This window comes from Arthrospira sp. PCC 8006 (assembly GCF_046480465.1).
GTDB lineage: Bacteria > Cyanobacteriota > Cyanobacteriia > Cyanobacteriales > Microcoleaceae > Limnospira > Limnospira platensis.
Genome location: NZ_PKGG01000001.1, coordinates 1 through 25,483, shown reverse-complemented (window position 1 = coordinate 25,483; position 25,483 = coordinate 1). Strand labels below are relative to the sequence as shown.

Here is a 25,483-nt window from a genome sequence, read left to right as displayed (position 1 = left end):
TGATAATTTAATTGGGGACAGTTACGGGAACCCCATTTTTTTTGGGGCTCAGTCCTAGAATAAAAGGAACTGCTTTTTTCACCCATTCCTGTGGGGAAGTAAAAGCGGCTGCATCTTCTCCATAACAAATTTCTAACATATCTGTGTGAATAATTCCCGGACTCATGGGAATGGCTGCTAACCCTGGGGGAAGTTCCTGGGCGAGGGCTTGGGTTAACCCTTCGATCGCCCATTTTGAGGTACAATAGGTGGCTACCTGGGGAGAAGTAGATCGCCCCCAACCGGAACTCAGGTTAATGATGATACCGCTACCCCGTTTAATCATGGCGGGGACTAGATAACGGATAACATTTGCTACTCCTTTAATATTGACATCAATTACCTGATTAAATTCATGGGGTGGCACTTCCCACAGGGGCGCAAGTGGATTAATAATGGCGGCGTTATTAATAACTATATCGGGGGCAGGATAATTTTTTAATAGGTGGTTAACCCAATTTTCGACTGATTGATGGTCTTCGACATTAACTACTTGAAAATCATGGGGTTTTCCATATTGTTGGTTCAGTAGGTCTATGGGTTCCGGGGAACGGGCGCAACCAATAACGGTATGCCCTAAATTAATAAAACTCTCGGTCAAAACTCTACCTAAACCTCGACTGACTCCAGTAATTAAAATAATCTTACTCATCATTAACTCCTATTTAGCCATTAATTAGTTTAACAGATAATCGTTTAAATTGCCATCATAAACTCTATCAATCTGTCAATATGTTCTGGTTCATGGGTTGCCATTAAGGAAATCCGCAGGCGGCTGGTGGTGACGGTGGGGGGGCGAATAGCGGGGGCAAAAATTCCCTGCTGTTGTAATTKTTGGGCTACCTGTAAAGCGATCGCTGCATTTTTTAGGTGGTAGCATAAAATCGGGGAAGTAAAACTGGTAAAGCCGGAAAAATTGGGATTTTCAGAATTATCAATATTCCCTAATTTTTGCTGAATAGTTGCCACATTTTCCCATAATTGGGCGCGTCGGTGGGGTTCTTGTTGCACAATTTTAACTGCTGTTAAAGCGGCTGCTGTATCCGCTGGAGTTAAACCCGTTGTATAAATCCAACTAGGGGCGCGGTTTCGCAAAAAATCAATGGCTGTGGCTGAACCTGCTACATAACCTCCCAGACTTCCTAAAGCCTTACTTAGGGTTCCCATTTGTAACAGGGGAGTCCCGGTTAAATCGAAGTATTCGACACAACCCGCGCCAGTGTTTCCAAAAACTCCGGTAGCGTGGGCTTCATCGACTAATAACATACTATCAAACTCTTGGGCGAGTTCTACTAATTGTGGTAGGGGGCATAAATCGCCATCCATGCTAAACAGAGTGTCGGTTATAATTAGACTTCTGCGGTATTGGTGGCGATGATTTTTTAACAGGTTGGTTAGGTGATTAATGTCGTTGTGGGGATAGTTAAAAACGGTCGCACCGCTGAGTTTTGCCCCCATCTTTAAACTGGAGTGGTTATACTCATCAGAGAGAATGATATCTCGCTGATTAACTATGGCGCTAATAGTGCCAATATTAGCTAAATAACCGGAACTAAAAACTATGGCATCTTCGGTATTTTTCAGGTGAGCGATCGCCAATTCTAGCTGTCTGTGTAATTCCCGATGTCCGGTTAAAAGTCGCGAGCCGGTGGTTCCTGTTCCCCACTCACTGGTCGCGTTCATGGCGGCTTCTATTAGACGTTTATCTCCTGCTAAACCTAAATAATCATTACTGGCAAAATTGAGCATTTCTCGCCCATTTACAGTAATTATCGGACCGGGAATACTCGTAATGGGTGTAACGGAACGATACCAATTAGCCTGGTGAATAGTATTAAGCGATCGCTGCATCCACCCATAAGCATCTTTAACCATAACTCGTATTTTTTAATCGGGGAATAAATGTTCAGAGGGGTTAATAGTATCGATATCCGCACTATTGCCACGCACAGGAGGCAGCCTTTCGACTAATCCCATATCAAAGGCAATATCTGGCAACTCACCCACCATATATTGTCCGGCTTCCCAAATGCGATTAGGGGTAAAACAGATCTGGCGCAGTTCCACCACTTCGGTGGGGTCAAACATTTGCCTAGACATTCTTCTTTCTAGTCCCATTCTTCTATAATCTCCTCTTTTTTGATTCGATGACGGGCATTTTTGAGGTCATTACTATTAATCATTTTACCACAGTGGGGGCATATAAATGTAGTGACTTCATATTTTTGGGCTTTTCTTTCCTCAATTACCTCCGCAAAGCCAGAGGCGATAATACCTGCGGGAAGTGCAATAATACCAATACCAGTGATGGCTAGAACCGCCCCCAATAATCTCCCCCAGGGGGTAATGGGATAAACATCACCATATCCCACGGTGGTTAATGTCACTACCGCCCACCACATGGCTAAGGGAATATTAGCAAACTGTTCCGGTTGGGCTTCATTTTCCAAAAAATAGATGAGACTCCCGGAGAAAAACAACAAAATTATCACCATTCCTAGGGTCATGATTAACTCTTCTTTTTTATTGTTTAAAACACTTTTAATCATGTTTAATGATTTCATATATCTAGTTAATTTAAAAAACCGCAAAAATCGAATTAATCTAAATAAACGCGCCGCCCTCATATCGGGAATCATCATCGGCAAGAAAAAGGGTAAAACTGCTATTAAATCAATTAAAGCCAAAGGGGTTAACATATATTTAATTCGTCCCCAAAATGGATGCTTATAATGTTCATCGATTGTACAAGACCACAGCCTCAAAATATATTCGATGGTAAAGGAAGCAATGGAAAAATATTCAAAGTTTTGGAATAAAACATAATATCTTTGTCTAAAATCAGCCACAGTAGCTAAAGAAACTGCGATGACATTGAGGACGATTAAAATAATAATAAAAAAATCGAAAATCTTACTAAATGAATCATGGATAGTCCAGACTTCTAAAATGAGGAAAAGTCGTCTTTTGAATTTTGGTAGCATTATTCATAAACCCAGCTAATGTGATGATTTTATTATAAAACACGAAAAGTAGCGATCGCGTAATCATTACCCGATCGCCACTTTCAGAATTATCAACTTAGGGAATAGCCCCAGTGTTACCGACTCACATTAGCATCCTGTAGTTCCCCAGGACGCACCGCGATTTGTTCCGTAGCATTTCCCCGCCTAACTTCCAGTCTTAAAGGCTTCCCAATTTGGGCTTTTTCGACAACCTTCTGTAGTTGGTCTGTTTGAGTAATGGATTTACCATCAATTTTAGTCACCACATCACCGCGACGTAAACCGGCGTTGGCGGCTGGACTGTCAGGAATAACCTGCACTACCAAAACTCCCTCAATTTCAGGAATCATCACCATCGAGTTAGGATCACTATTAAATTCCTTAGCTAATTCTGGCGTTAAAGTAATCATCCGAATACCAATAAACGGATGAGGGATTCTTTCACCCCTGGCTAAATTGTCTTTAATAGCCTTAGCCGTATCAATAGGAATGGCAAAACCAATCCCTTGACCATCGGCGCGAATCGCTGTATTTATGCCAATTACTTCCCCTTGTTCATTTAACAAGGGTCCCCCCGAATTACCAGGGTTAATAGCTGCATCAGTTTGGATAAATTCTAGGCGTTTATCAGGGATTCCTACCTGAGAACTAGGACGGTTTAAAGTGCTAACAATTCCTAAAGTCACCGTGTTATCTAATCCCAGGGGATTACCAACAGCGATCGCCCAATCTCCCACCTGTACTTCCGCCGAATTACCCAACTTAGCCACAGGTAAATTATTGCCATTAATCTTAACCACAGCTAAGTCAGAAGGCTCATCAGCCCCCTTAACTTCTCCTTGAAATTCGCGGCCATCTCGCAGCGTGACAGTAACTTTATCCGCACCTCTGACCACATGGGCGTTAGTTAAAATCATGCCATTACTGTCCACAATAAAACCCGAACCTTGTCCCCGTTGTTGATATTCCCGGGGAAATTGTGGCATATCTTCCCCGAAGAAACGCCGGAAAAATGGATCATCAAAAAAAGGTTGAGGAATATTAGTAGAAACAGTCCTTTCTGTATCCAATCGCACCACCGCCGGACCCACACGATTGACAGCATCGGAAACAAAATTTCCGACCCTTTGGGGGACAAGCGCCACCGTTTCCGGTGGGGTAGTTGACCCCCTTACCACCTCCTGCTTAATGGTCGCCTGGGCTACAGGGGTTAACCAATCAGGAAACAATCGCAGGAATCCTAAAGTTAACCCTACACTCAACACAATGGCGATCGCATAACCGCCAAACCGACCCAAAAAGTTAGATCCTTTTTTGTCTTGCATTAACCAGCCTCTCAACAAGCATTTGATTATATTTTAGATTGCCGGCCACAAAATATCACTAGCTGTTTTAAACCAGCCATTCACCTTGCGCCATAACCTTTCTGGTTTATTATCTACCACCTCAGAGGCGATAGTTTCCACATCGACAACTGTGGCATTTTCCCAATCATCCCGTTCAAAATTCCGAATCGGACGGGTATAAGATGCCATATTTTCCGATTCAATTAATTTCCTTTTCACCCAGTCACGCACCTCTCCGGTTTGATTAATTACCAAATTTTCCCAGGTAGTTTGAGAGTTCATAGCTTCTCCTTTGTGTGAGTTGTTTTACTTCAGCCAATTTTCTAGGTTTTGACGAGGGTTAAAACTGCTGATTTGTTGTAGTTCTTGGTATAATTGCCGTTGGCGATCGCTTAAACTTTTCGGGGCTACCACCTTTAACCGCACAATCTGATCACCTCGCCCCCCTTTAGGAATCGGCCAACCCTTACCTCGCAGCCGCAGAGACTGTCCCGATGCCACCCCTGGGGGAACCTTCATTGTCACCTTACCGGACGGCGTAGGAACCTGAATTTCCGCCCCTAAAACCGCCTCCTCTGGACTAATTCCCACCTCACAAATTATATCGTTTCCATCAAACTGAAAAAACGGATGTGCTTCGAGTTCAACAGTCAAATATAAATCCCCTCTTTTACCAGAAGTAGGACTAACTCCCCCCTTGCCTTTTAAGCGGATCTTACTATCAGGCTTCGCCCCTGGGGGAATTTTTACCTTAATCGTTTCTCCATCCAAGTTAAATTTCTTTTCCACCCCATTAAAAGCCTCCGCAAAAGTCAGAGGTAATGTCGCCGTAAAATCGCGGGGAGGCACTTGTTCATAATCCCTATAACCGCCACCAAAAAAGTCCCCAAACTCATCAAAAGCACTATAACCGCCACCACTAGGATAGCCATAGGACTGGCGAGGATTACCCCCAAACCTGCCTAGTAACTCATTAATAAAGTCATCAAAATTACCATATTGGTTAAAGTCAAAATCACCCACCCCTCCCGGTGGTGGTCCCGCACTAGAAGGGTCCCAATATTTCCCAAATTGATCATACTTCTGTCGTTTATCGCGATCGCCAAGAACCTCGTATGCTTCATTAATATCTTTAAATCTTTGTTCCGCAGTGCGATCGTTAGGATTAACATCAGGGTGATATTTCCGCGCTAAGTTTCGGTAGGCTTTTTTGATTTCCTGTTGACTGGCATTCTTATCTACCCCCAAAATCCCATAATAATCTTTATAGTTCGTTTTAGATGACATCAGCAAGCACCTCCTTCTTAGCTTATCTACAAGATAACAAAATTGGGAATTGGGTTCAAAGCCAGATCACCTTTACTTACCCATTCCCAACTTATTAACTCTTATATTAGCAGTCTAGTCGCTATTTTTCTGGGTTCAGAGTACATATCAGCCAGCCTGATCAGCATCCAGTCTACCTAGATTATAACTGATTTAACCCAGATTGACTTTAACCACCCGATTTTTTTCTTCCTCAGCTTTAGGGAGAGTCAGGCTGAGAATGCCATCTTTATATTCTCCATGAACATTAGTATTTTGGACCCGAATTGGTAGAGGAATCACCCGGCGGAATTTACCATAGCGAAACTCACTGCGGGTTACTCCTTTTTCTTCCGTGTGTCTTTCTAATTTCCGTTCCCCACTAATAGCAATAGAATCCGCCGTTACCTGTACATCAATATCTTCGCGATTCATTCCCGGAACTTCTAATTTCAGATGTAAGGCTTCCGGGGTTTCCTGAAGTTCCGCTGGTGGTACAAATGCTGAACCCACATCTTCCGAAGTAGTAGTTAAGCTATCAAACAAGTGATTCATTTGACGTTGCAGAGTGTCAATTTCCCGGAAAGGTTCCCAACCAAAACGAACGAGTGCCATAATCTTTTCTCCTGTTTTCTATCCTGGTTTACTTGAGGTTATCTCTTACCTCTTGTCTTACAGAATAGTCGATTTATCTCAGTCGTGGATTCGGTTTTAAACACTGAGAAGATAGCAATAACCGAACTGCTTTAGTTTCCCTTTATGGTACGTTAAACCGTACCTTAATGGTCGTGAAAAGTGAACCCGCCCCAATCATTTATCAATAGACATAGTACCCCTATCTCAGCCTGATTTCCTACTTGTCTTGCCTTTTCCCCACCAGCAGCGTTATATTTAGACAATCCACAAACTGAGGCGACTATGAAAATTTGGGTCAACGAACAGCTAGATCCCAATGGTATTATCTATTCTTGTATTGCTTGTTGTGACGAAACTCAAGCTATGGAATGTCATGAGTCTTTCCAAAACAATCTCACCGAAACTCAAAAAGAAATGGGTTGGGTAGCCAGACTCCGCACTGTCGAGTCTTGGGATGATGTCCCTGTTAGCGCCTTAAAACTCAATTAGAACCCCCATCAAATTAAAATCCAGCCCCAAAGTGCCGGGCTGGATGATCTTAAACATTCTCCCTGAGACTTACTACAAACCCATTAACCTAGTCAGCCTTTTGAAAGTCTAGGGAAGCCGAATTCATGCAGTAACGCTTTCCTGTCGGTCTTGGTCCATCCTCAAAAACATGACCTAGGTGAGCATCACACTTAGCACAGAGTACCTCTACCCGGCGCATAAACAAACTATTATCCTGTTCATATCGGACACTATTTTCGGAAACAGGTTCCCAAAAACTTGGCCATCCCGTACCGGAATCATATTTGGTTTCTGAGGTGAATAACTCATTACCACAGCAAACACAACGATAAACACCCTTTTCTTTGTTATCGTAATATATGCCAGTAAAAGCCCGTTCAGTTCCCTTTTTCCGGGTGACTTTGAACTGTTCTGGCGTTAGCTGTTGCTTCCACTCTGCCTCAGTTTTTTCTACTTTATCAACCATAAATGAGTCACTCCGATTTGTGTTCTTCCAAAACCTAACTTAAAACCTAATTCAACGCCAGCCATTTTTGAGCATTCAGGCGCTGAACCACCCCAAACACCAGCAAATCTAAAGTAATCCGGCGCTCATCTCCCAAAAATCCCTCGATCGCCGATGGTTGAGTACCATTAGCCGCCCAGGAAAAAAACTTTTGACCCTTAATATCCTCTTGGGGAAAGTAGATATTGAACTTCCTTGCCCCACCTTGCCAGCTTCCCGTCACCTGCCAACAATCTTCTGCAATTTGCAGGCTAGGCGGAAACTTCGCCTTGACGAATGCCACATCGAGATCTGTAATTCCCTGTTCCTCCAGGGCTTTCTTAACCGCCGGAATATAATGATTTTCGATAAACTCTGGAAACGGCTTATCCTCCACTGCCGGGGGTTTCTCCTTTTTCGCCTTGGCGGCCGGTTTTTTCTTTTCTTCTTCTGACATCGATAGTTCCTGAGTTAAAATTCACCCAAACGTATTCTATCGCTATTCGATCGCGATCGCCTTCCCCCAACAAACCTCCCCACCTTCCACAACAGTCACCCTCAGATAATCACATCAGTTTTCCTAATCTATAGCTCCCCATAGATTTAATATTCCAAAGATTGTTAAGAATTAATACATTTTTGTTGCTAATCTCTCGCAAAAAGTTGACGAGATTATGGGGGTTATGGTATCCTCAGATAAATCGCATCCAAGGGGTTACTCTGTCTTGATGCCAAAATAGAGGCTACAACCCTGATTATATCGTCGCCTAAATTATTCTCTCACCACAAGTTAAAATTCACGATGCACGAGTTTTGAAGCCAAAAGCGATCGCCATTTTTAGACCTATTGACAAAACCGACATTATGTGCATAGGATGCAATTTTCCGAACAGAGGGAATTTAAACCATGTTAGCCAGTGCCATATTAATCCTAGTGATGGGTTTTTTTGCTGGGGAACTTGCCCGCCGCTTAGGTGCGCCGCCTTTGATTGGCATGATTTTGATTGGCATTATCATGGGCAACGAATTTGGCAACTTAATTAGTCCAGAAGTCCTAGAAGCTGCCGATGATCTGCGACTGGTAGCCGTAATGATTATTTTAATGAAAGCAGGTCTAGGACTCGATCGCTCCAAACTAGCGCAACAAGGAACAGTCGCCCTCCGGCTAGGATTTTTACCCGCCGCCATAGAAGCCTTAGTAGTAGCGATCGCCTCAATATTCCTATTCAATTTTGACTTCATGACAGGTCTACTATTAGGCTGCGTAGTCGGCGCAGAATCACCCGCCGTTATTGTCCCCGGAATGTTGCGCCTCAAAAGCCTAGGCTGGGGTGTAGCCAAAGGCATTCCCGATGCCATTTTAACAGGTAGTGCCTTATCAGATGTCCTGCTATTATTAGTATTTAGCCTACTGCTAAATTTCCTAAGTTCAGGAAGCACAGAAGCCCTTAACCTAGGTTTCATTAGCCTATCATCCTTACAAATACTACCATTCCAAGTAATCCTCGAAATCGTCCTAGGATTAGCTGCAGGTTTCCTAGCGGCGCGATTATTAGTATTTGTATTAGTCAAGCAGACCTGGACGCGCAACGTAGTTCAAGACATCATCATCGCCGCCAGTTTAGGACTGTTTCTGGTAATTTTCAGCAACACCTTTCCCTACTACTCCGGCTATCTAGCCGTCATGGCGATGGGATTCTTTTTAATTGAATTTGATGCTCCCCTAGCGCGATTAATCCGCAATGGCTTTGATGTTTTGTGGATTGTAGCAGAAATTGTTTTATTTGTACTAATGGGCGCTACCATTCAGTTACAGGTTTTAGGAGATGTCTTGTTACCGGGTTTATTGTTACTAGCAATTGGTCTGATAATAGGTAGAGGACTAGGCTGGTATTTATCCACATTAGGGAGTAATTGGAATCTCCAAGAAAAGCTCTTTTTATTACCTGGAAATATGGCAAAAGCCACCGTACAAGCGGCCATTGGTGCTTTACCCTTGGCGGCGGGAATTGAGGGAGGGGAAATAATTTTAGCGATCGCCGCCTTATCAATTCTAGTAACCGCCCCCTTGGGTGCTTGGTCTACCCAAGTATTTGCGCCCAAACTCTTAGAAAAGGGAGAAGTAGACCCCACCAAAGTAGCCGTTAAAGGTCATCCAGTTTTCTTAGCTGCTGTAGACCCATCACCCCTATCCACTTCTGTATTACTAAAAGCCGCCGACCTAGCGCGGCGCAGCCATGGTAAAATCATCGTTTTATATGTAGATAATGTGGTAGACGAACCCGGAAGATTACACCTCCAAAAACAAGCCCACCAACTTCTAGCAGATATCCGCTTTGAATTTCTAGTATTATCAGGATTAGTCCCAGAAACCATTATGAAAACCGCCACCAGTCGCGGGGTCACTGATGTAGTGATTGGTAAAAAATCCACTGACGGTAAAAAGGTCATGGTACATTCAGTCTCTCAAGCCGTTTTAGAGATGAGTACAATTCCAGTAATTACCGTCTTAGGAAACTAGAAAAAGTAGAGACAAGGCGGGTGTCTTGTCTCTACAATTTGGTAGTGTTAAATCTCAGCGTAAGCACGCTCAACTAAACGTCGCGCCAGAGTCTGAATACCCGTATGAGTGTAGTAGTTAGTGGTCATGTCTAGGAAAGCCGCCACATAATCCAACTTATCATCAGCGATATCAACAAAACTCTGGAGGTTGCTAACTACCTTAGAAGGTGTCAATTCATGATCGCTAACAAAACCACTCATCCAACCCGTGACCGAGTTAAAACTTTCCTGAACAAAATGCAACTTTCCGTCTGGGTCTCCCCCAGGAATCATGGGATTAATCCGTTTAAAACCCTCACTTTTCTCCAATTCAGAGGGAGTCAAATTCGCAATAATACTCAACCCCTTTTGAATAAAATCAGGACCCAAAGGAATTAACCCATCCAAACAGACCAAAGCCGCCATACGCATGATAGACTCGCCGCCATAGTTAGCCAGAGAAGCGACAAAATCGCCGATACTATCCCCAGGAATGCCATTAATTTGGCAAAATGCCACCAATTCAGTGACCACCTTTAAAGATAAATCGATCGCCTGTGCTTTATCAGCTTTGGGGGTCAAGTTCCCCAGAAAACCGAGAAAACTGACATTCTGACTAATTTTATTAGCCAGCGCCGCCGTCCCCAAAGCCGTCCCCGCACTGTCAATGGTTTGATATAGCCAAAGTGCGCGCTGATAGCCCTGAGATTTATCATTATAAAGCCAGAGGGCGCGCTCACTGATATCCTGAATCAGACCCGGATCATCCTCCCCAGTGATAGTTTTAACGGTATTTTCAAAACCTACCAAATTATCCCACTGACCAGGAACCGCAAAATCTAGCCCCCGCAATACCATCACAGTTATCCCACCGGTAGGGAGTTCATCAACCAATTCAATAATAGACTTACTCACAATGCAGGCTCCTTGCTCCCAAAAACTTGACAGATTAACGTAATTGTGCTATACCAGAGAGATTAAAATTTTGTAACCAGACTTCACGATCGCTGGGAGTAAAAGACTCAGAACTAGATTGAACCTTAACCTGAAAGCGATCGCCTACCAATAGCGCCGTAGTGTTTCTACCCTGAGTCACCGCCGGATATCCACCAATTCTCTGGGTAGACTCCTGAAACTTGCGGGCGGCGCTAGGGTTATTAGCCAAATCATTAATCGATAGCAGCGCCAGAGCATCACCACCACGAGAAAGTTGCGCTTGAGCAAATCCCTCTTTTTCTTGGCGGAAGGTAACACTATAGCCATCGGCACCCCTGGGAAAATATCGGTTAAACTGACCGCCAGGGAGAGGTTGAGCATCTGCGACCTGTTGAACAGCCCCGGTAGTACCAGTATCAGGCGTGCTGGTGGTTAGATCTCCGCAGCCGGAAACCAGCACCGATAGACTCAGGACAACCGCCCAGACTAACTTGGGAAAATAGTTGATTTTGATCATGGTTCCCCATTTGTGGAAGGACAGCGAATGGGACATTAGCCAAAAAGCTAATCTGATTTTATGCTATCGGTGAACTACACAAGCATTATCTGGATTTCCTGACTCAATGATGATTAATTAAACTTGTATCAAAGGAGATATCGAGATTTTCTCATAGCAAGCTAAAATCTACGGTTTAACTTCTATGGTTATTGCAGCATGGTCAATCTCACACCAAATCCGAGTTTTAGTGTCACCCTGCGCTTACAATTGCCCAATAAAGCGGGTAAGCTGGCCAGTGTTGTTCAGGCGATCGCCAATACTGGGGGAAATATGGGTCCGATTGATCTGATCGAACAAACTCTCCATACCACCGTCAGGGAGTTCACCGTTGATGCTTCGAGTACAGAACACGCCGAGGAAATTATCGAATCGGTCAAAAATCTACCCGAATCAAAGCTGCTGAAAGTTTACGATCGCACTTTTAACCTACATCGCAGCGGCAAAATTAGCATTCATAGCAAAATCCCCCTTAAATCCCAAAGCGACCTAGCCATGGCTTATACTCCCGGTGTGGGTCGCATTTGTCGGGCGATCGCCGATGACCCAGAACAGGTCTATAATCTCACCATTAAACAAAATACCGTCGCCATTGTCACCGATGGTAGTGCAGTTTTGGGTCTGGGAAATTTAGGACCCGGAGGGGCTTTACCTGTCATGGAAGGTAAGGCTATGCTGTTCAAGGAATTTGCCGATATTGATGCCTTTCCTATCTGTCTGGATACTCAAGACCCTGATGCGATCGTAGAAACCGTCAAAAATATCGCCCCGGTGTTTGGTGGCATCAATTTAGAGGATATCGCCGCCCCTCGCTGTTTTGAGATTGAAGCGCGACTGCGAGAAATTCTTGATATTCCCATATTTCACGATGACCAACATGGTACGGCTATTGTCAGTTTAGCTGCTTTAATCAATGCCCTGAAGTTGGTTAACAAATCCATAGAGGAGGTCAAGATTGTTTTAAATGGGGCGGGGGCTGCGGGAATTGCGATCGCCCGACTTCTCCGAAAAGCTGGGGCTACTCAAATTATGATGTGTGATTCTCACGGTATTCTCTCCAAGGGGCGATCGGACCTCACCCCCCAAAAACAAGAATTTGCTGTCGAGTTATCTGGGACTATTGCTGATGCTATGAAAGGGGCTGATGTSTTTATGGGGATCAGTGTTCCCGGTGTGATCACCAGGGAAATGGTTAAATCTATGGCTAGTGATCCCATTGTATTTGCTATGGCTAACCCCATTCCTGAAATTCAGCCGGAATTAATCACTGATGATGTGGCGATCATTGCTACCGGACGCAGTGATTATGCTAATCAAATCAATAATGTTTTGGCATTTCCTGGCATTTTCCGGGGGGCTTTGGACTGTCGGGCTTCCACTCTGACTATGAGTATGTATTTGGAAGCGGCGGCGGCGATCGCTGCTTTGGTGACAGCTAATGAGTTGAGCCCTGAAAATATTGTCCCCTCCGTTTTTGATAAGCGTGTGGCGATCGCTGTAGCTGCAGCCGTCTCCCATACTGCGCGCCAAGAAGGAATTGCTCGCCGTTAGAGTTTAACTATTGGGGGAATTTTCCCCCACTCCTACTCACCATTCCCAAAATTGCCATAAATACCCGCTCACAGCCTGGCCAACTTGTTTAATTTCATGATCAAAATGTCAACAACTACTCTATTATATTGGGCGGGGAGTTTTGAACAGGCTCCACCTCTATGATACGGGGCGCATATTTTAGATCGATCATAATATTGACAGGAGAAACTCAATCAATGGAGCAAAGAGGTGTAACAGTCTGGTTTACAGGCTTGAGTGGCGCGGGTAAAACCACCATTAGTCAAGCTGTAGCCGAAAAGCTGAAATCTCAGGGATATAAATTAGAAATTTTAGATGGGGATATCGTCCGCACTAACTTAACCAAAGGCTTAGGGTTTAGCAAAGAAGACCGCGATGAGAATATTCGCCGCATTGGCTTTGTTTCTCATTTGTTAACTCGCAACGGTGTGATTGTATTTGTTTCGGCAATTTCTCCCTATCGAGAAATTCGTGAGGAAGTCCGTCAACGGATTGGTGATTTTGTCGAAGTCTTTGTTAATGCGCCCTTAAATGTTTGTGAAGAAAGGGATGTTAAAGGACTCTATCAACGGGCTAGGGCTGGCGAAATTAAAGGCTTTACTGGTATTGATGACCCCTACGAATCTCCCCTAAATCCTGAGATTGAATGTCGCACCGACCTCGAAGAACTTTCGGAAAGTGTTGATAAGGTGATTCAAAGTTTACAAAAATTGGGTTATTTAGGAGCTTGAATAACTCACGATTATCAGGGAGGTAACAGGGACTAAGCCAGCACTGAGGGGAATTGATTAACTCTCCCCTTGGGGTTCTGGCTAACTCTGTTAGGTTCCTCGCTTCAATGCTAATATCCAACCTCTGGGATGCTGTTTAACTGCAATTAATCAGATAATTATCAATATATTAATGGTCAATTATCCATGAGTGACTTATATATTTCTTGGTCTGAATATCACCAAAAAATCGAAGTTTTAGCAGCTAAAATATATCAATCCCAGTGGGAGTTTAATCAGATTATTTGTCTGGCTAGGGGAGGGCTACGAGTTGGGGATATACTCTCGCGTATTTATGATTTACCCCTAGGGATTTTGGCGGCTTCTTCCTATGGCGGAACCGGCGGAAAAATCCGAGGAGAACTTCATATCGCCCATCATCTTAGCATGACTACAGAAAATTTGGGCGATCGCATTTTGTTAGTAGATGATTTAACTGATTCTGGGATTAGTCTTCAACGTTCGATGGTTTGGTTAACAGAACACTACCCTGATGAGATTACGGAAATTCGTACAGGAGTAATCTGGTATAAAAGTTGTTCTACCTTTGTCCCCGATTATTATGTGGATTTTCTGAGTAATAATCCCTGGATTCATCAACCCTTTGAATATTATGAACAAATCCAGCCCGCCGATTTAGTCCACAAGGTGAATGGACTAGATTCTTAAACAAAATTAACGTTTAACACCAAGGTATCATATATTTGATAGTCTTAATGGTTGTTAAACTGTACACTAAAGCAAACCACAGTTGAAAGCTAATGTCAGAGATTGAATCGAATCTCCAGATCTTGATGCGAACCTTGAGACGGAGACTGCATTTATCCCAAGAAGGGTTAGCCCAAAAACTTGGGGTGTCTCGTGGTAGTGTCAATCGTTGGGAAAATGGTCGCGGTGAACCTTCTCAAGCGATTCTTAATAGTATTCACCATCTATGGGAATCGGTATGTGATGAAGATGAACCCGAAGCCAGAACCTCTTACCTCAATAATGTGCCCAAATTTCGACAGTCTGATGTAATGCGGATTTTAGGAGTATCTCACCAACGGGTCAGAATTTTGCGTATTCGCCAGACCCTAAAATTTTATTGGGATGAAGAAATGAATACTTGGGTTACATCAGAAATCGAAATCAAACGTTATCTACGTCGCAAAGGAAAACGATTAAGATACAAGGAAATGCAGTAATCAAGCTCTAGCCCTATTTTCGATATTCCTAGCCCCAGACGATACGCCCATAAACCTATCCCAGGGCGGTTAGTTTTCATCTGTTTACAGCTACCCAAAGGGACAGGAAGCGATCGCCTCTGCCGTCACAGTGCATCGGACTAATTATAGCACAAAATTACTCGAGTTAATCAACTAATAATATGACTCCAACAAGCTGGAAATTACTATTTATATCAACCCCCGTAGGTCCCCTCGGTTCAGGATTAGGCGGGGGAGTCGAATTAACATTATTGAATATGGCAAAAGCCTTAAAAAGCCGAGGTCATGATATAACCGTTGTTGCGCCTTCTGGGTCAGTGTTAGAGTCCCTATCAATTATAGAAATTCCGGGGGAACTACAACCGATCGCCCAAAATCAAGACCGAGATTCTCTGATTACCATACCCGAAAATTCTGTGTTAGGAAATATGTGGGAATATGGGCGACAGGTACAGACAAACTATCATGCAATTGTCAATTTTGCCTTTGATTGGTTACCATTTTATCTCACCCCCTTTTTCGATACTCCCATCGCTCACTGGGTCAGTATGGGTTCCCTAATTTCCGCCTTAGATCAGATAGTTGGTCAGGTGATGAAACAGTTTCCGGGGACTATCGGATTTTATAGCCATATCCAAGCCGCCACCTTTGGTTCAGACCTAGACTATGCTTGTTTAGGAAGTGGCTTAGAAATGGAGCGCTATCAGTTTTGTGAGCAACCCCATCAACAACTAGCTTGGATGGGGCGTATTTCCCCGGAAAAAGGCTTAGAGGATGCGATCGCGGCGGCGGATAAAACAGGTATCCCTCTGGCAATTTTTGGCAAAATTCAGGATGATCAATATTGGCAAAATATCCTGAATACTTATCCGAATGCACCCTTAAATTACCGGGGATTTTTGAATACAGATGAACTACAACAGGGTCTGCGTCAATGTCGGGGTTTATTAATGACTCATCGCTGGGTAGAAGCCTTTGGAAATGTCGCTATTGAAGCCTTAGCCTGTGGGGTTCCCGTGATTAGTTATCGACGGGGAGGACCCGCCGAAATTGTCCGAGATGGTGAAACGGGTTGGCTAGTTGAACCCGACAGCGTAACGGGTTTGGTCGATGCGATCGCCAAATTAGAGCAAATTGACCGCCGCCAATGTCGCGCTGTAGCCGAAAAGGAATATTCCTTAGCAGCTTTAGGCGATCGCTTAGAAAAATGGTTATCTGATGTTACCCGGCTTAAAAATTGAACTGAGGATGTATCCTAGGATTGAGTTTTTCCTGGACAGGTTTTCCTCCCTGTAAATGTTGGCTGGCGATCGCCTGAACATCCTCCGGTTGAACTCGATAGTACCAAGTCTCATCGGGAATTACCCGCACCGTTGGACCTATATTACACTGTCCTAGACAGCCACTAGCCTCCACCTTCACATTAGGGATATCTGCATCCTCAAAGGCTTTCAGAGTCTCCTGGGAACCATTCCGCAAGCAGGACTGATGCTGACAAACCAGGACACACCGAGATTGATCGGAAGTCGTTTGTGGTTGGGGTGGCTGGGTTTCTGGCATTTGGGAGGTTTTGCTAAAAATTTCCATACTCCCATTATGTACAAAACCCGATCGCTAAAGCCAGGCTATCATTGCTGAGAAGGTCTCACCTCCAAAACCCCCCTATCTGTAAATACCACCTCAAATACCACTGTCTGACCCGAAGTTTCCGCCGCCATAGCATCAGATTCCACTAGAGCAGGTAGAGGGGTATTATCAACGTTTTCGGAAGCCTCAGAAGACTTAGGTTCAAATTCAGCGATCGCCCCCGTCGGAGTCACTGTCACCATATAACTGACCACCGTAGGAACCGGGGTTCCTTTCACAGTCCAAGCCCGGTCAATTTTATCGTAAATAATATTATTCAATTCTTCAATATTCACCGTCGTCTCAGGAGCAGCCGCTACCTCGTTTCCCGTGGTCATCTCAGCCGTAGGAGTTGGGTCAGGAGTCATGGCTGCTTCAGTTTCCGGGGACTCTGATACTTCTGTAGTTTCTGGTGTAGTTTCTGGAGTCGCAGCAGTAAGGTCCTCCGTAGTTTCTGGGGTCTGGGGTTCAGAAGCGATCGCATCAGGAGTTTCTGTTGTCTCCGTCGCCGTTGTCTCCTCTACTGGTGCCGGAGTCGCCGCCGTTTCTGGTGCATCAGTAGTTGTCGCTGCTGTTGTTTCCTCTGGAGTAGTTTCTGCCGTTTCTTCCACCACAGAGGCGGCGGGAGTAGTCACCACTTCCATACTACCCTCAGATTCGATCGCCATAGTCGTCTCTTCTTCCGACTGAGTTGTGGTTGTGGTAGCTGGGTCAGGACTAACCATCAGCGACCCAACCACCGCCATCATCACCACCGCAATTAGGGCTACAATAGACCCAGTTTTGAGCGCCGGGGACATTTCTGAGGTAGTCGTGGAATTATTGACATTTTGCTGAGGGATAAGTGGTTCATTTTCCGGGGTTTCCGGGGAATTATCTTTATGGGAATACATATTCAGACACCTCTGATGATATCAATGTAAATTCGCGCTATATTGTAGATGCTTTCCGTAGTCTTGCCAACCTCTGGCTGGCTGGCTTCCAATTAAACCAGGATTTTTAATACTTAAAAATATGGGTATTTTTGAAAGTAAGTGTGAGGCGATCGCCTCCATTTTGTGACAAAAGCGATCGCCAGCACCACCAAACCCCAAAACACAGACCGATTTTATAGTATCCCAGTAATTATTAAAGTAACTGATTATACCAAAACCCTAGCGCAGATTGAGAATTGCAGATACCGCCGCCAGACTTTCCTCATACAAAACATCTCGGCCCCAGCGTTGTAGCTGTTGCGCCATCAGATATTCTGCCTTTTGGTCTGTAACCGAAGTCACTTGTTCAGTCTGACAAGACTGGGCGCTACCCCCCGCCTCCATACGCATACAGCCAGTAGTTTCCGAACAGAGAATAGTGCAGCAATTAGCGCGAGGATTAGTAGAAGTCAGGCGCAGACCCACCAAATCTCCCGGAATTTCCCCAGTATCTGCCATAGGAATAGCAGCGAGTTCCCCAATAATCTCCTGATTATCAGGACCACGGAACTTAACGTGCTTGAGGTCATAGTCTCCCCCCGACTCAGTAAACTCCACTGGTTCCCACTGCAAACGACTAGCAAACCAACCCAAGAACATCAAAGCCTGAGCCGCATTACCCTTTTCATAGTCGAGAGTAATATGGTCAATATCCCCAAGAGACATCCGACGTTCTGGGGGGTCAAAAGTAGCAGCCGCCAACTCCTGCCAAGGGGAGAGACGATGCCAATTCAAATCAGCAATGTAGGTTTCTTGATCAATAAGTTCCTGCATTTTGAGTAATTCCGATTCCGGGTCGCTGAAATAACAGGAATCGACAATCACACAATTACTGCAACAGGACAAATGCTTAAACAATTCTTGTTCCGGGTTAGGGGTAGCCTTCCACCAGACAAACTTAGGCAAATCCGGAATCAATAGGGATGTTACCACATGGCCCACCCTTTCCAAAGCCGCCTTAGTACCTCGGAGGGTGACATATTCACAACAGATCAAACCCTCTTCCTTATTGTTTTTTATGGGACAATAGGCAGAAACCTGGGCAGTAACTCCGGTATCTTCTCCCAAAGTAGGACACAGGGTGATAATGCGGCAGGGATTTTGGTTAGCAATAGTTTCGCTGATGCTAAATCCGCGAGCATCAATATTTCTAATCTTTCTCTGTTCTGGGGTAAGTTTAGCAAACTCAGCCCGTAGGTGTTCCAGGGTATCCGAATCTACCCGCCCGGTAATCGGCAATTGATAAGCCTTTTGAGCATCACGAACAGCATCACGGGTCTGTGTACCATGAATACCATCGATCGCCCCTTTATAAAAGCTCAAACCCCCCAGGAGTTGCTGAAACTCTTCGGGTTCATAAATTACCATACTAAAAGTAGCAGCCCTAGTAGCGATCGCCGCCGTTTTACCCTGACCGGAACTTTGACTAAGCCAGATGCTATCAAGTTCTGCCTCAATTTCGCTCAGAGAAATATCCTTTGGTTTTTGGAGTGCAACAAGTGGTGTATTCATACTTAACTCAGTAGCTATTGATTGAACGCGAACAAAAGTTATAGACAGACCCAAATATCAAAGCCTACGCCAACGGCGACCATCCCGGTTCAGCAATAGTTCCGCCTCCACAGGTTCCCAGGTTCCCGCCTCATAAAAAGGGATACTATCTGGCGCAGCCGGAGCATCCCAGGCTTCCAATACCGGAGTTAGAACCCGCCAGGACGCTTCCACCTCATCCCCTCGCGTAAATAGAGTTTGGTCTCCCAGCATACAGTCAATCAATAACCTAGCATAAGCATCAGTGCTAGGCTTACCAAAAGCCGTATCATAGCGGAAATCCATATCCACCGAGCGAGTTCTCAGGGAATTTCCCGGAGTTTTCACCTCAAAGCGCATCGAAATTCCTTCATTCGGCTGAATTCGCAGCGCCAACACATTAGGATTAGCCTGTTTAGCAGCAGATTGGAACATTAAAAAAGGCACTTCCTTAAACTGAATCGCGATTTCCGTAACCTTCTTAGGCATTCGCTTACCAGTACGCAGGTAAAAAGGTACACCCTTCCAGCGCCAATTATCAACACTAAGTTTCAAAGCCGCATAGGTAGGCGTAGTAGACTCTGGTGATGCGCCATCTTCGTCACGATAGCCCGGAACCTGCTGACCATTCATCCATCCCTTGATATATTGTCCTCGGACTGCTGCCGCTTCTAGGTTATTAAAATCAGCCAGACGGGTAGCTTGTACCACCTTAACCTTTTCCGTGCGGATACTATCAGCATCCAAAGAGTTAGGGGGTTCCATAGCCGTGAGCGAGAATAACTGCATCAAATGGTTTTGTACCATATCCCGCAGCGCCCCAGCCGTTTCATAATATCCCGCTCGTCCTTCCAAGCCCACCGTTTCCGCTACCGTTATTTGTACATGATCAACAAACTGACGATTCCACAACGGTTCAAAAATAGCGTTAGCGAACCGAAACACCATCAAATTCTGTACTGTTTCCTTACCGAGGTAGTGGTCAATACGGTAGACTTGCTCCTCAGTGCAGACATTACGCACCACCCGGTTAAGGACTTGCGCCGAACCCAGGTCACGACCAAAAGGCTTTTCAATAACTAGGCGTTGCTTTTTGGGGTCTTCCAACATTCCGGCTTGTCCCAGTTGTTGGGCTGCTTCTCCAAAAAACCTAGGAGCCACCGATAGATAAAACACCCGATTTCCACGGGTTAGGCGTTTCGAGTCTAATTCCGCCAAAAGGGATTTTAGCTTTTGGTAGCTTTCCTGTTCGTCCATATTACCCGAACAGTAGTATAAGCCTTGGGCGAAGTTATGCCATATTTTTTCCGATTGTAGCCCGCCGCCAAATTCTTCAATACCCTGTCGAAGATGCTCGCGAAAATAGTCATCGCTCCAGTCTCGGCGCGCTACCCCAACAATGGTTAATTCTGGGGGTAACTTACGTTCGAGGTGCATTTGATAAATGGCGGGAACTAGCTTACGCTGGGTTAAATCGCCGGAAGCCCCGAAAATTACTAAAATTTGGGGTTCGGGAATGCGGTCTTGTTGTAGACCAACGCGGAGGGGATTTTCTGAGAGTGTAACCATCTAGGCTGTCGTGAATAATTAAGTTAACAGAGGTTGCCGGATTTTGTTGCCGGATTTTATGATTGATCTAAGTTTCGCTTTCGCGACGTTTGCGATCGCTTATAAATGACTCCACTAAACCTACATCCTCTTTACTACCAATAATCAGAGGCGTGCGTTGATGGAGTTTTTCGGGAACCACATTTAAGATATCCTGACTACCCGTACTAGCGCGACCCCCCGCCTGTTCCATTAAAAAGGCCATTGGTGCCGACTCATATAATAGGCGCAATTTACCATCAGGGTTTTTCACTGTTCCCGGGTATAGGAATACTCCTCCCTGACAGAGGATGCGGTGAATATCTCCCACCAAAGCCCCACTATAGCGGGCTGTGTAGCCATCATGGCGGTGAACATAACGGATATAGTCTCGGTAGCATTCCTCCCACTGCCAAAAATTACCTTCGTTAACACTGTAGACCGGACCATGTTCGGGAACTTTGATGTTTTCCTCAGCCAGGATAAATTCCCCCAGACTGGGGTCTAAAGTGAATGAATGAACCCCCGTACCAATTGAGTAAACCAGCAGGGTGCTAGGACCATATAGGATGTATCCAGCAGCGATTTGTTTATGACCGTCTTGCAATAAGTCTAGGGCTTCTCCTTCTTCGTCGTAACCTTCCTGTTGACGGATCGCGAAGATGGAACCCACATTCATATTAACATCCAGGTTAGAGGAACCATCTAGGGGGTCATAAAGCAGAGTATAGCGTCCGATGGGGCAGTTTTCCGGGATGTAGTAGGGTTTATCCATTTCTTCGGAAGCTAGGCGACACACTAAGCCGCTTTGTTTGAAGGTCGAGATAAAAACTGCATTGGAGAAAAAATCCATTTGTTTCACTTCTTCCCCCTGGATATTCACTTCTCCCGTAAATCCTAGGGTTCCTTCTACCAACCCCGCCCTTGACAGACGACGGGCGATCAGTTTCCCCGCTAGTCCAATGCGGTTCATCAGGGCGCTAATATCTTGAGCATCTGGACCGAAACTTTGGAGTTGCTGTAAAACGTGCCGCGATAGGGTTGTACAGTCGCGATCTAAGTAGTATCCTCTATCTAAACCTAGGGGATCTGGCTGCATTTGACCGCTTGCTGTCTGTACCATAAGTTAAATTCTCCGTTGAGTTCAGGCTGAGTCGATGTCGATACTGTAGCCTTGGCTTCTATTGTAGGGAACTGTTGGGAGTTTCCGGTTCAGCCTTTAGGCAAACTTTAAGATCTCGATCGCTTATCCTKAATATTTGGMTTAAACTGTTGAAAATTCCCTTATTCATGGTTTGCGGTTGCTTAGATGAAGTTAAAATTTACCCCGGTTTTGCTGTTGATCATGTTTGTGGTGGCTTTGGCGGTTCCTATGGTTTTGTCTACTGGGGGACTGGTGGTAGCCGAGGAAGTGGCTAATGTTAATTTAGAATTGCAGCCTACCTGTGGGGTTAGACCTACTACTAATGTAGCTGTGGCTTCTACCCAGGTGGGTCCCCCTATTGAACAGCCAGCACCTTTGACCCGGTTTCGTCGTCCCTTAACTCAAAATTACTCTGGTCATACTCCTCAAGAATATCAGGCGATCGCCAATCAGACTAACTACGGCCAGCGGTTTGTCTATGATATCAATGGTCAACTGAACAATAATCAGCCAATTATTGTCCTCCACGAAACTGTTACCACCAGTCAAAATGCCATTAATTTTTTCCGCACTCGCCACACTTCCGAAGATAATCAAGCCAGTTACCATACCTTAATTACCCTCAATGGGGATATTGTTTATATTGTCCCTCCCGATTTAAGGGCTTTTGGCGCAGGAAATTCTGTCTTTGTTGGTCGTCGCGGTGAAGAAGCCGTCAGGACTCATCCTAAATATCCCGCTTCTGTCAATAATTTTGCTTATCATGTTTCCCTGGAAACGCCCGTAGATGGCATGAATAACGGGTCTAGCCACAGTGGATATACTATGGCTCAATATCAGTCTTTGGCTTGGTTAGTTTCCCGCACAGGGGTTCCTAATGACCGCATTACTACCCATCAAGCTGTTGATAGATCTGGTCATAGATCTGACCCCAGAAGTTTTAATTCACAGCTTTTTTATCAACTTCTCAATAACTACCCCAGAACCCAGGAAATTATCATTGGTTGTCGGGTTCCGGGTTCTCAAGGATAATTGGGGTTTGATTGACTCTCAATAGTTATAGCGTTTCTCATATCCATAAGGTACAGCCCGCTCAAAGAGAAGCCGCTGCGCGTCTACACCCCAAACCCCTCTCCCATACGGGAGAGGCTTGTCCTGAGCTTGTCGAAGGGGGCTTTGAAAAGTACCTCACCAATCCACCGAACCGCTATAATAGTTAATTGGGCGGGTTAATTACCCGCTTTTTTTATTTCCTGAGCTGTGGTTATTGTTGTTGGACTGAATAACCTTGGTCGCGCAACATTTGGATGATACTATCTTCTCCCACTAAATGACCAGCACCAACGACGACCAAATAGTTTTTATCATCTTCTAAAAACTTCTGTATTTCGGTCATCCATTTAATGTGGCGATCGCGAAAAAGGCGATTTCCCAATTCTGGAGAATCTTTAAAGCCAGTAATTATCAAATTTTCTAAAGTCTGTTTGTCTCCCGACTTCCAAGCCTGTAGCATTTGTTGAAATGAGTTTTCTAAGGTGTCAATTTCTTTGAGGGTTTGTCTGAGCATCTCATCTTGTTGTTCCCAGGACAGGCTATCAAATATCTTGAGTTGGTCGCTCATGGTTTCTAAACTCATGATGGTTTTGTCTTGGGCGATCGCTTGCTCAAAAAAGTATCTATCCACACCATAAAGCGGGTCAAAACCCAGATTTTGCAGTTGTAATGACATCAAAGACATCGACACAAACCACGGCTTAAAATTCGCAAATATTTGGATAGGATATTGCAACTTTTCCAGGGTTTTTTGAACCAGATGATAAGTTTCATCACTGATTAAATCTAGCAAGGTTTTACCATCTGGCGGCGTAGCTATTTCTAGCATAATATCTTGGCTTTCCAGACTTTCCAGGTCATTGATATTCAGTTCAAATACCACATTATCAGCTTGATTAAAAGCATCAGTCATTACTTGGGGTAAAGGATAATCATCTGCACTCAAAACATGAATAGAACCCAAAAAATAAACTTGATTTTGGGGAGTTTCTACAGACCAGAGAAAGTGTTTAGACTCCGCCGCGTGTAAATGTGTCACCTGGTGGGAAGCATAAATAACCACCAACGCAGTAATTAGACCCGTGGTAACTAATTTTCCCAAAGTAGTTACCAACAGGGACTTGATGAATTTTCGCATAATTAACAAATTAATAGGATTTGATGGTTATTATAACGGTTGGTCGGGGTATCTGGTATAATTATAGTGATTTTATCTAGGGAGTGAGACACTCCCTAACTATTAGGGACTATTCCTCATAAGCCGCCTCGGTAACTTTCCCACGAAAGACAAAGTATTGATAAATGTTGTAAAACAACATCACCGGAATTAAAGCACCGACAAAAATAATCATAACCACCATTGAACTGGGGTCAGCCGCCGCTTGATAAATGGTAATTGTCGGGGGGATAATATAGGGAAAAACGACCATTGCTAATCCCAAAAAAGTGAGGACAAAAATTAAAATTGTCCAGATAAATGGGGTTCTTTCTTCCTGACGAGTTAGACTTCTGAGTAATAACCCAATTAAGGCTATTCCCAAAATCGGGATTAGGGAAAAGATATAAACTAGGGGTTGAGAAAATAAGCGATCGCGGGCTGATTCATAAAAAATCGGCGTTACCACAGTGATTATAATCGCGCCGATTAAAGTAGTAATAGCCGCAAGTTTAGCAGTTTGATAGTGAGTTTTTTGTAACTCGCCTTCAGTCTTCCAAATTAGATAGGTAGACCCAATCAAAACATATCCTTGAATCAAAGTTAATGCTACTACTATAGTTGGGAAACGTAACCAATCCCAAGTAGTGCCAATAAAATGACCGTTAGCATCAACCTTAATCCCTTCCAGAACCCCACCGAGGGCGAAACCTTGACCCAAAGCCGCCAGAAAACTACCCGCCCCAAAGGCAAAATTCCAGAATAACTTATTAGTAGCTTGTTCGCGAAATTCAAAAGCTACCGCCCTAAAAATTAAGCCAAAAATCATCACAAAAATCGGCACATATAGGGCGCTAAGAATAGTGCTATAAGCCAGGGGAAACGCGCCAAATAGACTACCCCCCATCAACACTAACCAGGTTTCATTAGCATCCCAAATATTACTAAGACTGGTCATCAGGATGCTGCGGCGTTTTTCGCTGGAGGAAGTGATAGACAAAATTCCCACCCCCAAATCAAAGCCATCTAGCATCACATACAAAAACAGGAATAAAGCCAAAATTCCAAACCAGACTTGAGGGAGTAAATATTGCAAAGTTTCCATTAATTCTTCTCCGGGGTGATGACTTGATGATGGGTGGGGGCGATGTAGCGATCGCCCCTAATTTTCGGGTAAGATAAAACCAGAGTTAACCTTGAGTTTCTGCTGGTCTTTCGTCCGGGGAAAACTGACCGGGGCTAGTATCAAAAGCCGGACGAACTCCACCAGGAATAGCCAACTCCAAATTCGGACCACGGCGGATAATTCGACTCCCAAAATAAATCGCAGTCACGAAGAGCAAACTATAAACCACAGCAAAACCCACCAAAGTAGTTAAGACATTTTCCGGGGGTAAATTAGAAGCAGCATCAACGGTGCGAATTTCATTATAAACCGTCCAAGGTTGTCGTCCTACACAACGGACAGTCCAGCCAGCCTCAACCGCAATATAACCCAGGGGTGC

General features: G+C 44.5%; 29 protein-coding genes. 8 read left to right on the top strand and 21 right to left on the bottom strand.

Annotated features, from left to right (window positions below; translation table 11 throughout):
• Positions 1 to 7: 7 nt before the first annotated feature.
• From B9T16_RS00145 to B9T16_RS00110, 8 genes are all read right to left on the bottom strand, one after another.
• The gene (locus B9T16_RS00145) at positions 8 to 691 is read right to left on the bottom strand and encodes an SDR family oxidoreductase (RefSeq protein ID WP_006617575.1); all 684 of its coding nucleotides are present in this window, start codon (positions 689 to 691) and stop codon (positions 8 to 10) included.
• A gap of 44 nt (positions 692 to 735) precedes the next feature.
• Complete coding sequence (gene bioF / locus B9T16_RS00140; RefSeq protein WP_410243828.1) at positions 736 to 1,914, bottom strand: 8-amino-7-oxononanoate synthase; 1,179 nt, start codon at positions 1,912 to 1,914, stop codon at positions 736 to 738.
• A 12-nt stretch (positions 1,915 to 1,926) separates the two neighbouring features.
• The gene (locus tag B9T16_RS00135) at positions 1,927 to 2,157 is read right to left on the bottom strand and encodes a hypothetical protein (RefSeq protein WP_006618852.1); all 231 of its coding nucleotides are present in this window, start codon (positions 2,155 to 2,157) and stop codon (positions 1,927 to 1,929) included.
• A complete protein-coding gene (locus B9T16_RS00130) occupies positions 2,148 to 3,023 on the bottom strand; it encodes an ion transporter (protein ID WP_410243827.1) in 876 nt (291 codons plus the stop codon). The genes B9T16_RS00135 and B9T16_RS00130 overlap by 10 nt, the downstream gene beginning before the upstream one ends.
• Before the next feature lie 116 nt (positions 3,024 to 3,139).
• Positions 3,140 to 4,369: an HhoA/HhoB/HtrA family serine endopeptidase gene (locus B9T16_RS00125; protein WP_006618850.1), complete on the bottom strand. Its 1,230-nt coding sequence runs from the start codon at positions 4,367 to 4,369 to the stop codon at positions 3,140 to 3,142.
• 33 nt (positions 4,370 to 4,402) lie between these two features.
• The gene (locus tag B9T16_RS00120) at positions 4,403 to 4,672 is read right to left on the bottom strand and encodes a hypothetical protein (protein WP_006618849.1); all 270 of its coding nucleotides are present in this window, start codon (positions 4,670 to 4,672) and stop codon (positions 4,403 to 4,405) included.
• Between the two features lie 24 nt (positions 4,673 to 4,696).
• On the bottom strand, positions 4,697 to 5,677 hold the full coding sequence (locus B9T16_RS00115) for a DnaJ C-terminal domain-containing protein (protein WP_006618848.1): 981 nt from the start codon (positions 5,675 to 5,677) through the stop codon (positions 4,697 to 4,699).
• Between the two features lie 192 nt (positions 5,678 to 5,869).
• Positions 5,870 to 6,310 carry an Hsp20/alpha crystallin family protein gene (locus B9T16_RS00110; RefSeq protein ID WP_317269606.1) on the bottom strand — a complete coding sequence of 147 codons (441 nt, stop codon included), beginning with the start codon at positions 6,308 to 6,310 and terminating at the stop codon, positions 5,870 to 5,872.
• Positions 6,311 to 6,613: 303 nt separating this feature from the next.
• On the opposite strand from B9T16_RS00110, the gene B9T16_RS00105 reads away from it, so the two are divergent.
• The gene (locus B9T16_RS00105) at positions 6,614 to 6,820 is read left to right on the top strand and encodes a hypothetical protein (RefSeq protein WP_006618846.1); all 207 of its coding nucleotides are present in this window, start codon (positions 6,614 to 6,616) and stop codon (positions 6,818 to 6,820) included.
• A gap of 88 nt (positions 6,821 to 6,908) precedes the next feature.
• On the opposite strand, the gene msrB is transcribed toward B9T16_RS00105, so the two are convergent.
• Together msrB and B9T16_RS00095 are read right to left on the bottom strand one after the other, a co-directional pair.
• Positions 6,909 to 7,307 carry a peptide-methionine (R)-S-oxide reductase MsrB gene (gene msrB, locus B9T16_RS00100; protein WP_006618845.1) on the bottom strand — a complete coding sequence of 133 codons (399 nt, stop codon included), beginning with the start codon at positions 7,305 to 7,307 and terminating at the stop codon, positions 6,909 to 6,911.
• Positions 7,308 to 7,353: 46 nt separating this feature from the next.
• Complete coding sequence (locus B9T16_RS00095) at positions 7,354 to 7,782, bottom strand: DUF2996 domain-containing protein (protein WP_014273992.1); 429 nt, start codon at positions 7,780 to 7,782, stop codon at positions 7,354 to 7,356.
• Between the two features lie 450 nt (positions 7,783 to 8,232).
• Here B9T16_RS00095 and B9T16_RS00090 point away from each other — a divergent pair, with 450 nt between their 5' ends.
• A complete protein-coding gene (locus tag B9T16_RS00090) occupies positions 8,233 to 9,846 on the top strand; it encodes a cation:proton antiporter (RefSeq protein ID WP_410243826.1) in 1,614 nt (537 codons plus the stop codon).
• 47 nt (positions 9,847 to 9,893) lie between these two features.
• Here B9T16_RS00090 and B9T16_RS00085 read toward each other — a convergent pair whose 3' ends face one another.
• Both B9T16_RS00085 and B9T16_RS00080 read right to left on the bottom strand, forming a co-directional pair.
• Positions 9,894 to 10,781 carry a hypothetical protein gene (locus tag B9T16_RS00085; RefSeq protein WP_006618842.1) on the bottom strand — a complete coding sequence of 296 codons (888 nt, stop codon included), beginning with the start codon at positions 10,779 to 10,781 and terminating at the stop codon, positions 9,894 to 9,896.
• Positions 10,782 to 10,815: 34 nt separating this feature from the next.
• The gene (locus tag B9T16_RS00080; RefSeq protein ID WP_014273994.1) at positions 10,816 to 11,319 is read right to left on the bottom strand and encodes a hypothetical protein; all 504 of its coding nucleotides are present in this window, start codon (positions 11,317 to 11,319) and stop codon (positions 10,816 to 10,818) included.
• A 198-nt stretch (positions 11,320 to 11,517) separates the two neighbouring features.
• On the opposite strand from B9T16_RS00080, the gene B9T16_RS00075 reads away from it, so the two are divergent.
• The 5 genes from B9T16_RS00075 (at position 11,518) to B9T16_RS00055 (ending at position 16,149) form a co-directional block, all read left to right on the top strand.
• Positions 11,518 to 12,909: an NAD-dependent malic enzyme gene (locus tag B9T16_RS00075; RefSeq protein ID WP_006618840.1), complete on the top strand. Its 1,392-nt coding sequence runs from the start codon at positions 11,518 to 11,520 to the stop codon at positions 12,907 to 12,909.
• Positions 12,910 to 13,127: 218 nt separating this feature from the next.
• Positions 13,128 to 13,661, top strand: coding sequence for an adenylyl-sulfate kinase (cysC, locus tag B9T16_RS00070; protein WP_014273996.1), 534 nt, complete (start codon positions 13,128 to 13,130; stop codon positions 13,659 to 13,661).
• A gap of 186 nt (positions 13,662 to 13,847) precedes the next feature.
• Complete coding sequence (locus B9T16_RS00065) at positions 13,848 to 14,369, top strand: phosphoribosyltransferase (protein WP_410243825.1); 522 nt, start codon at positions 13,848 to 13,850, stop codon at positions 14,367 to 14,369.
• Between the two features lie 92 nt (positions 14,370 to 14,461).
• A complete protein-coding gene (locus tag B9T16_RS00060) occupies positions 14,462 to 14,887 on the top strand; it encodes a helix-turn-helix domain-containing protein (RefSeq protein ID WP_410243824.1) in 426 nt (141 codons plus the stop codon).
• A gap of 182 nt (positions 14,888 to 15,069) precedes the next feature.
• On the top strand, positions 15,070 to 16,149 hold the full coding sequence (locus tag B9T16_RS00055; protein WP_006618836.1) for a glycosyltransferase family 4 protein: 1,080 nt from the start codon (positions 15,070 to 15,072) through the stop codon (positions 16,147 to 16,149).
• On the opposite strand, the gene B9T16_RS00050 is transcribed toward B9T16_RS00055, so the two are convergent.
• The 6 genes from B9T16_RS00050 to fbp all read right to left on the bottom strand — a co-directional run bounded on the left by B9T16_RS00050 (position 16,139) and on the right by fbp (position 21,748).
• The gene (locus B9T16_RS00050; RefSeq protein WP_006618835.1) at positions 16,139 to 16,495 is read right to left on the bottom strand and encodes a (2Fe-2S) ferredoxin domain-containing protein; all 357 of its coding nucleotides are present in this window, start codon (positions 16,493 to 16,495) and stop codon (positions 16,139 to 16,141) included. The genes B9T16_RS00055 and B9T16_RS00050 overlap by 11 nt on opposite strands.
• Positions 16,496 to 16,536: 41 nt before the next feature.
• The gene (locus B9T16_RS00045; RefSeq protein WP_006618834.1) at positions 16,537 to 17,427 is read right to left on the bottom strand and encodes a hypothetical protein; all 891 of its coding nucleotides are present in this window, start codon (positions 17,425 to 17,427) and stop codon (positions 16,537 to 16,539) included.
• A 21-nt stretch (positions 17,428 to 17,448) separates the two neighbouring features.
• Positions 17,449 to 17,628, bottom strand: coding sequence for a hypothetical protein (locus tag B9T16_RS00040; RefSeq protein ID WP_072002869.1), 180 nt, complete (start codon positions 17,626 to 17,628; stop codon positions 17,449 to 17,451).
• Between the two features lie 60 nt (positions 17,629 to 17,688).
• Positions 17,689 to 19,020: a glucose-6-phosphate dehydrogenase assembly protein OpcA gene (opcA, locus tag B9T16_RS00035; RefSeq protein ID WP_006618833.1), complete on the bottom strand. Its 1,332-nt coding sequence runs from the start codon at positions 19,018 to 19,020 to the stop codon at positions 17,689 to 17,691.
• 57 nt (positions 19,021 to 19,077) lie between these two features.
• A complete protein-coding gene (zwf, locus tag B9T16_RS00030; RefSeq protein ID WP_006618832.1) occupies positions 19,078 to 20,607 on the bottom strand; it encodes a glucose-6-phosphate dehydrogenase in 1,530 nt (509 codons plus the stop codon).
• Between the two features lie 67 nt (positions 20,608 to 20,674).
• A complete protein-coding gene (gene fbp / locus B9T16_RS00025; RefSeq protein ID WP_006618831.1) occupies positions 20,675 to 21,748 on the bottom strand; it encodes a class 1 fructose-bisphosphatase in 1,074 nt (357 codons plus the stop codon).
• 186 nt (positions 21,749 to 21,934) lie between these two features.
• Between fbp and B9T16_RS00020 the strand changes: the two genes are divergently transcribed.
• Positions 21,935 to 22,801: a peptidoglycan recognition family protein gene (locus B9T16_RS00020; RefSeq protein ID WP_006618830.1), complete on the top strand. Its 867-nt coding sequence runs from the start codon at positions 21,935 to 21,937 to the stop codon at positions 22,799 to 22,801.
• Between the two features lie 232 nt (positions 22,802 to 23,033).
• On the opposite strand, the gene B9T16_RS00015 is transcribed toward B9T16_RS00020, so the two are convergent.
• The 3 genes from B9T16_RS00015 to B9T16_RS00005 form a co-directional block, all read right to left on the bottom strand.
• On the bottom strand, positions 23,034 to 23,960 hold the full coding sequence (locus tag B9T16_RS00015; RefSeq protein ID WP_410243823.1) for a TraB/GumN family protein: 927 nt from the start codon (positions 23,958 to 23,960) through the stop codon (positions 23,034 to 23,036).
• 109 nt (positions 23,961 to 24,069) lie between these two features.
• Complete coding sequence (gene cydB / locus B9T16_RS00010; protein ID WP_006619268.1) at positions 24,070 to 25,083, bottom strand: cytochrome d ubiquinol oxidase subunit II; 1,014 nt, start codon at positions 25,081 to 25,083, stop codon at positions 24,070 to 24,072.
• An 85-nt stretch (positions 25,084 to 25,168) separates the two neighbouring features.
• Positions 25,169 to 25,483: cytochrome ubiquinol oxidase subunit I (locus tag B9T16_RS00005; protein WP_410243822.1), on the bottom strand; the 315-nt coding region annotated here is incomplete at its 5' end.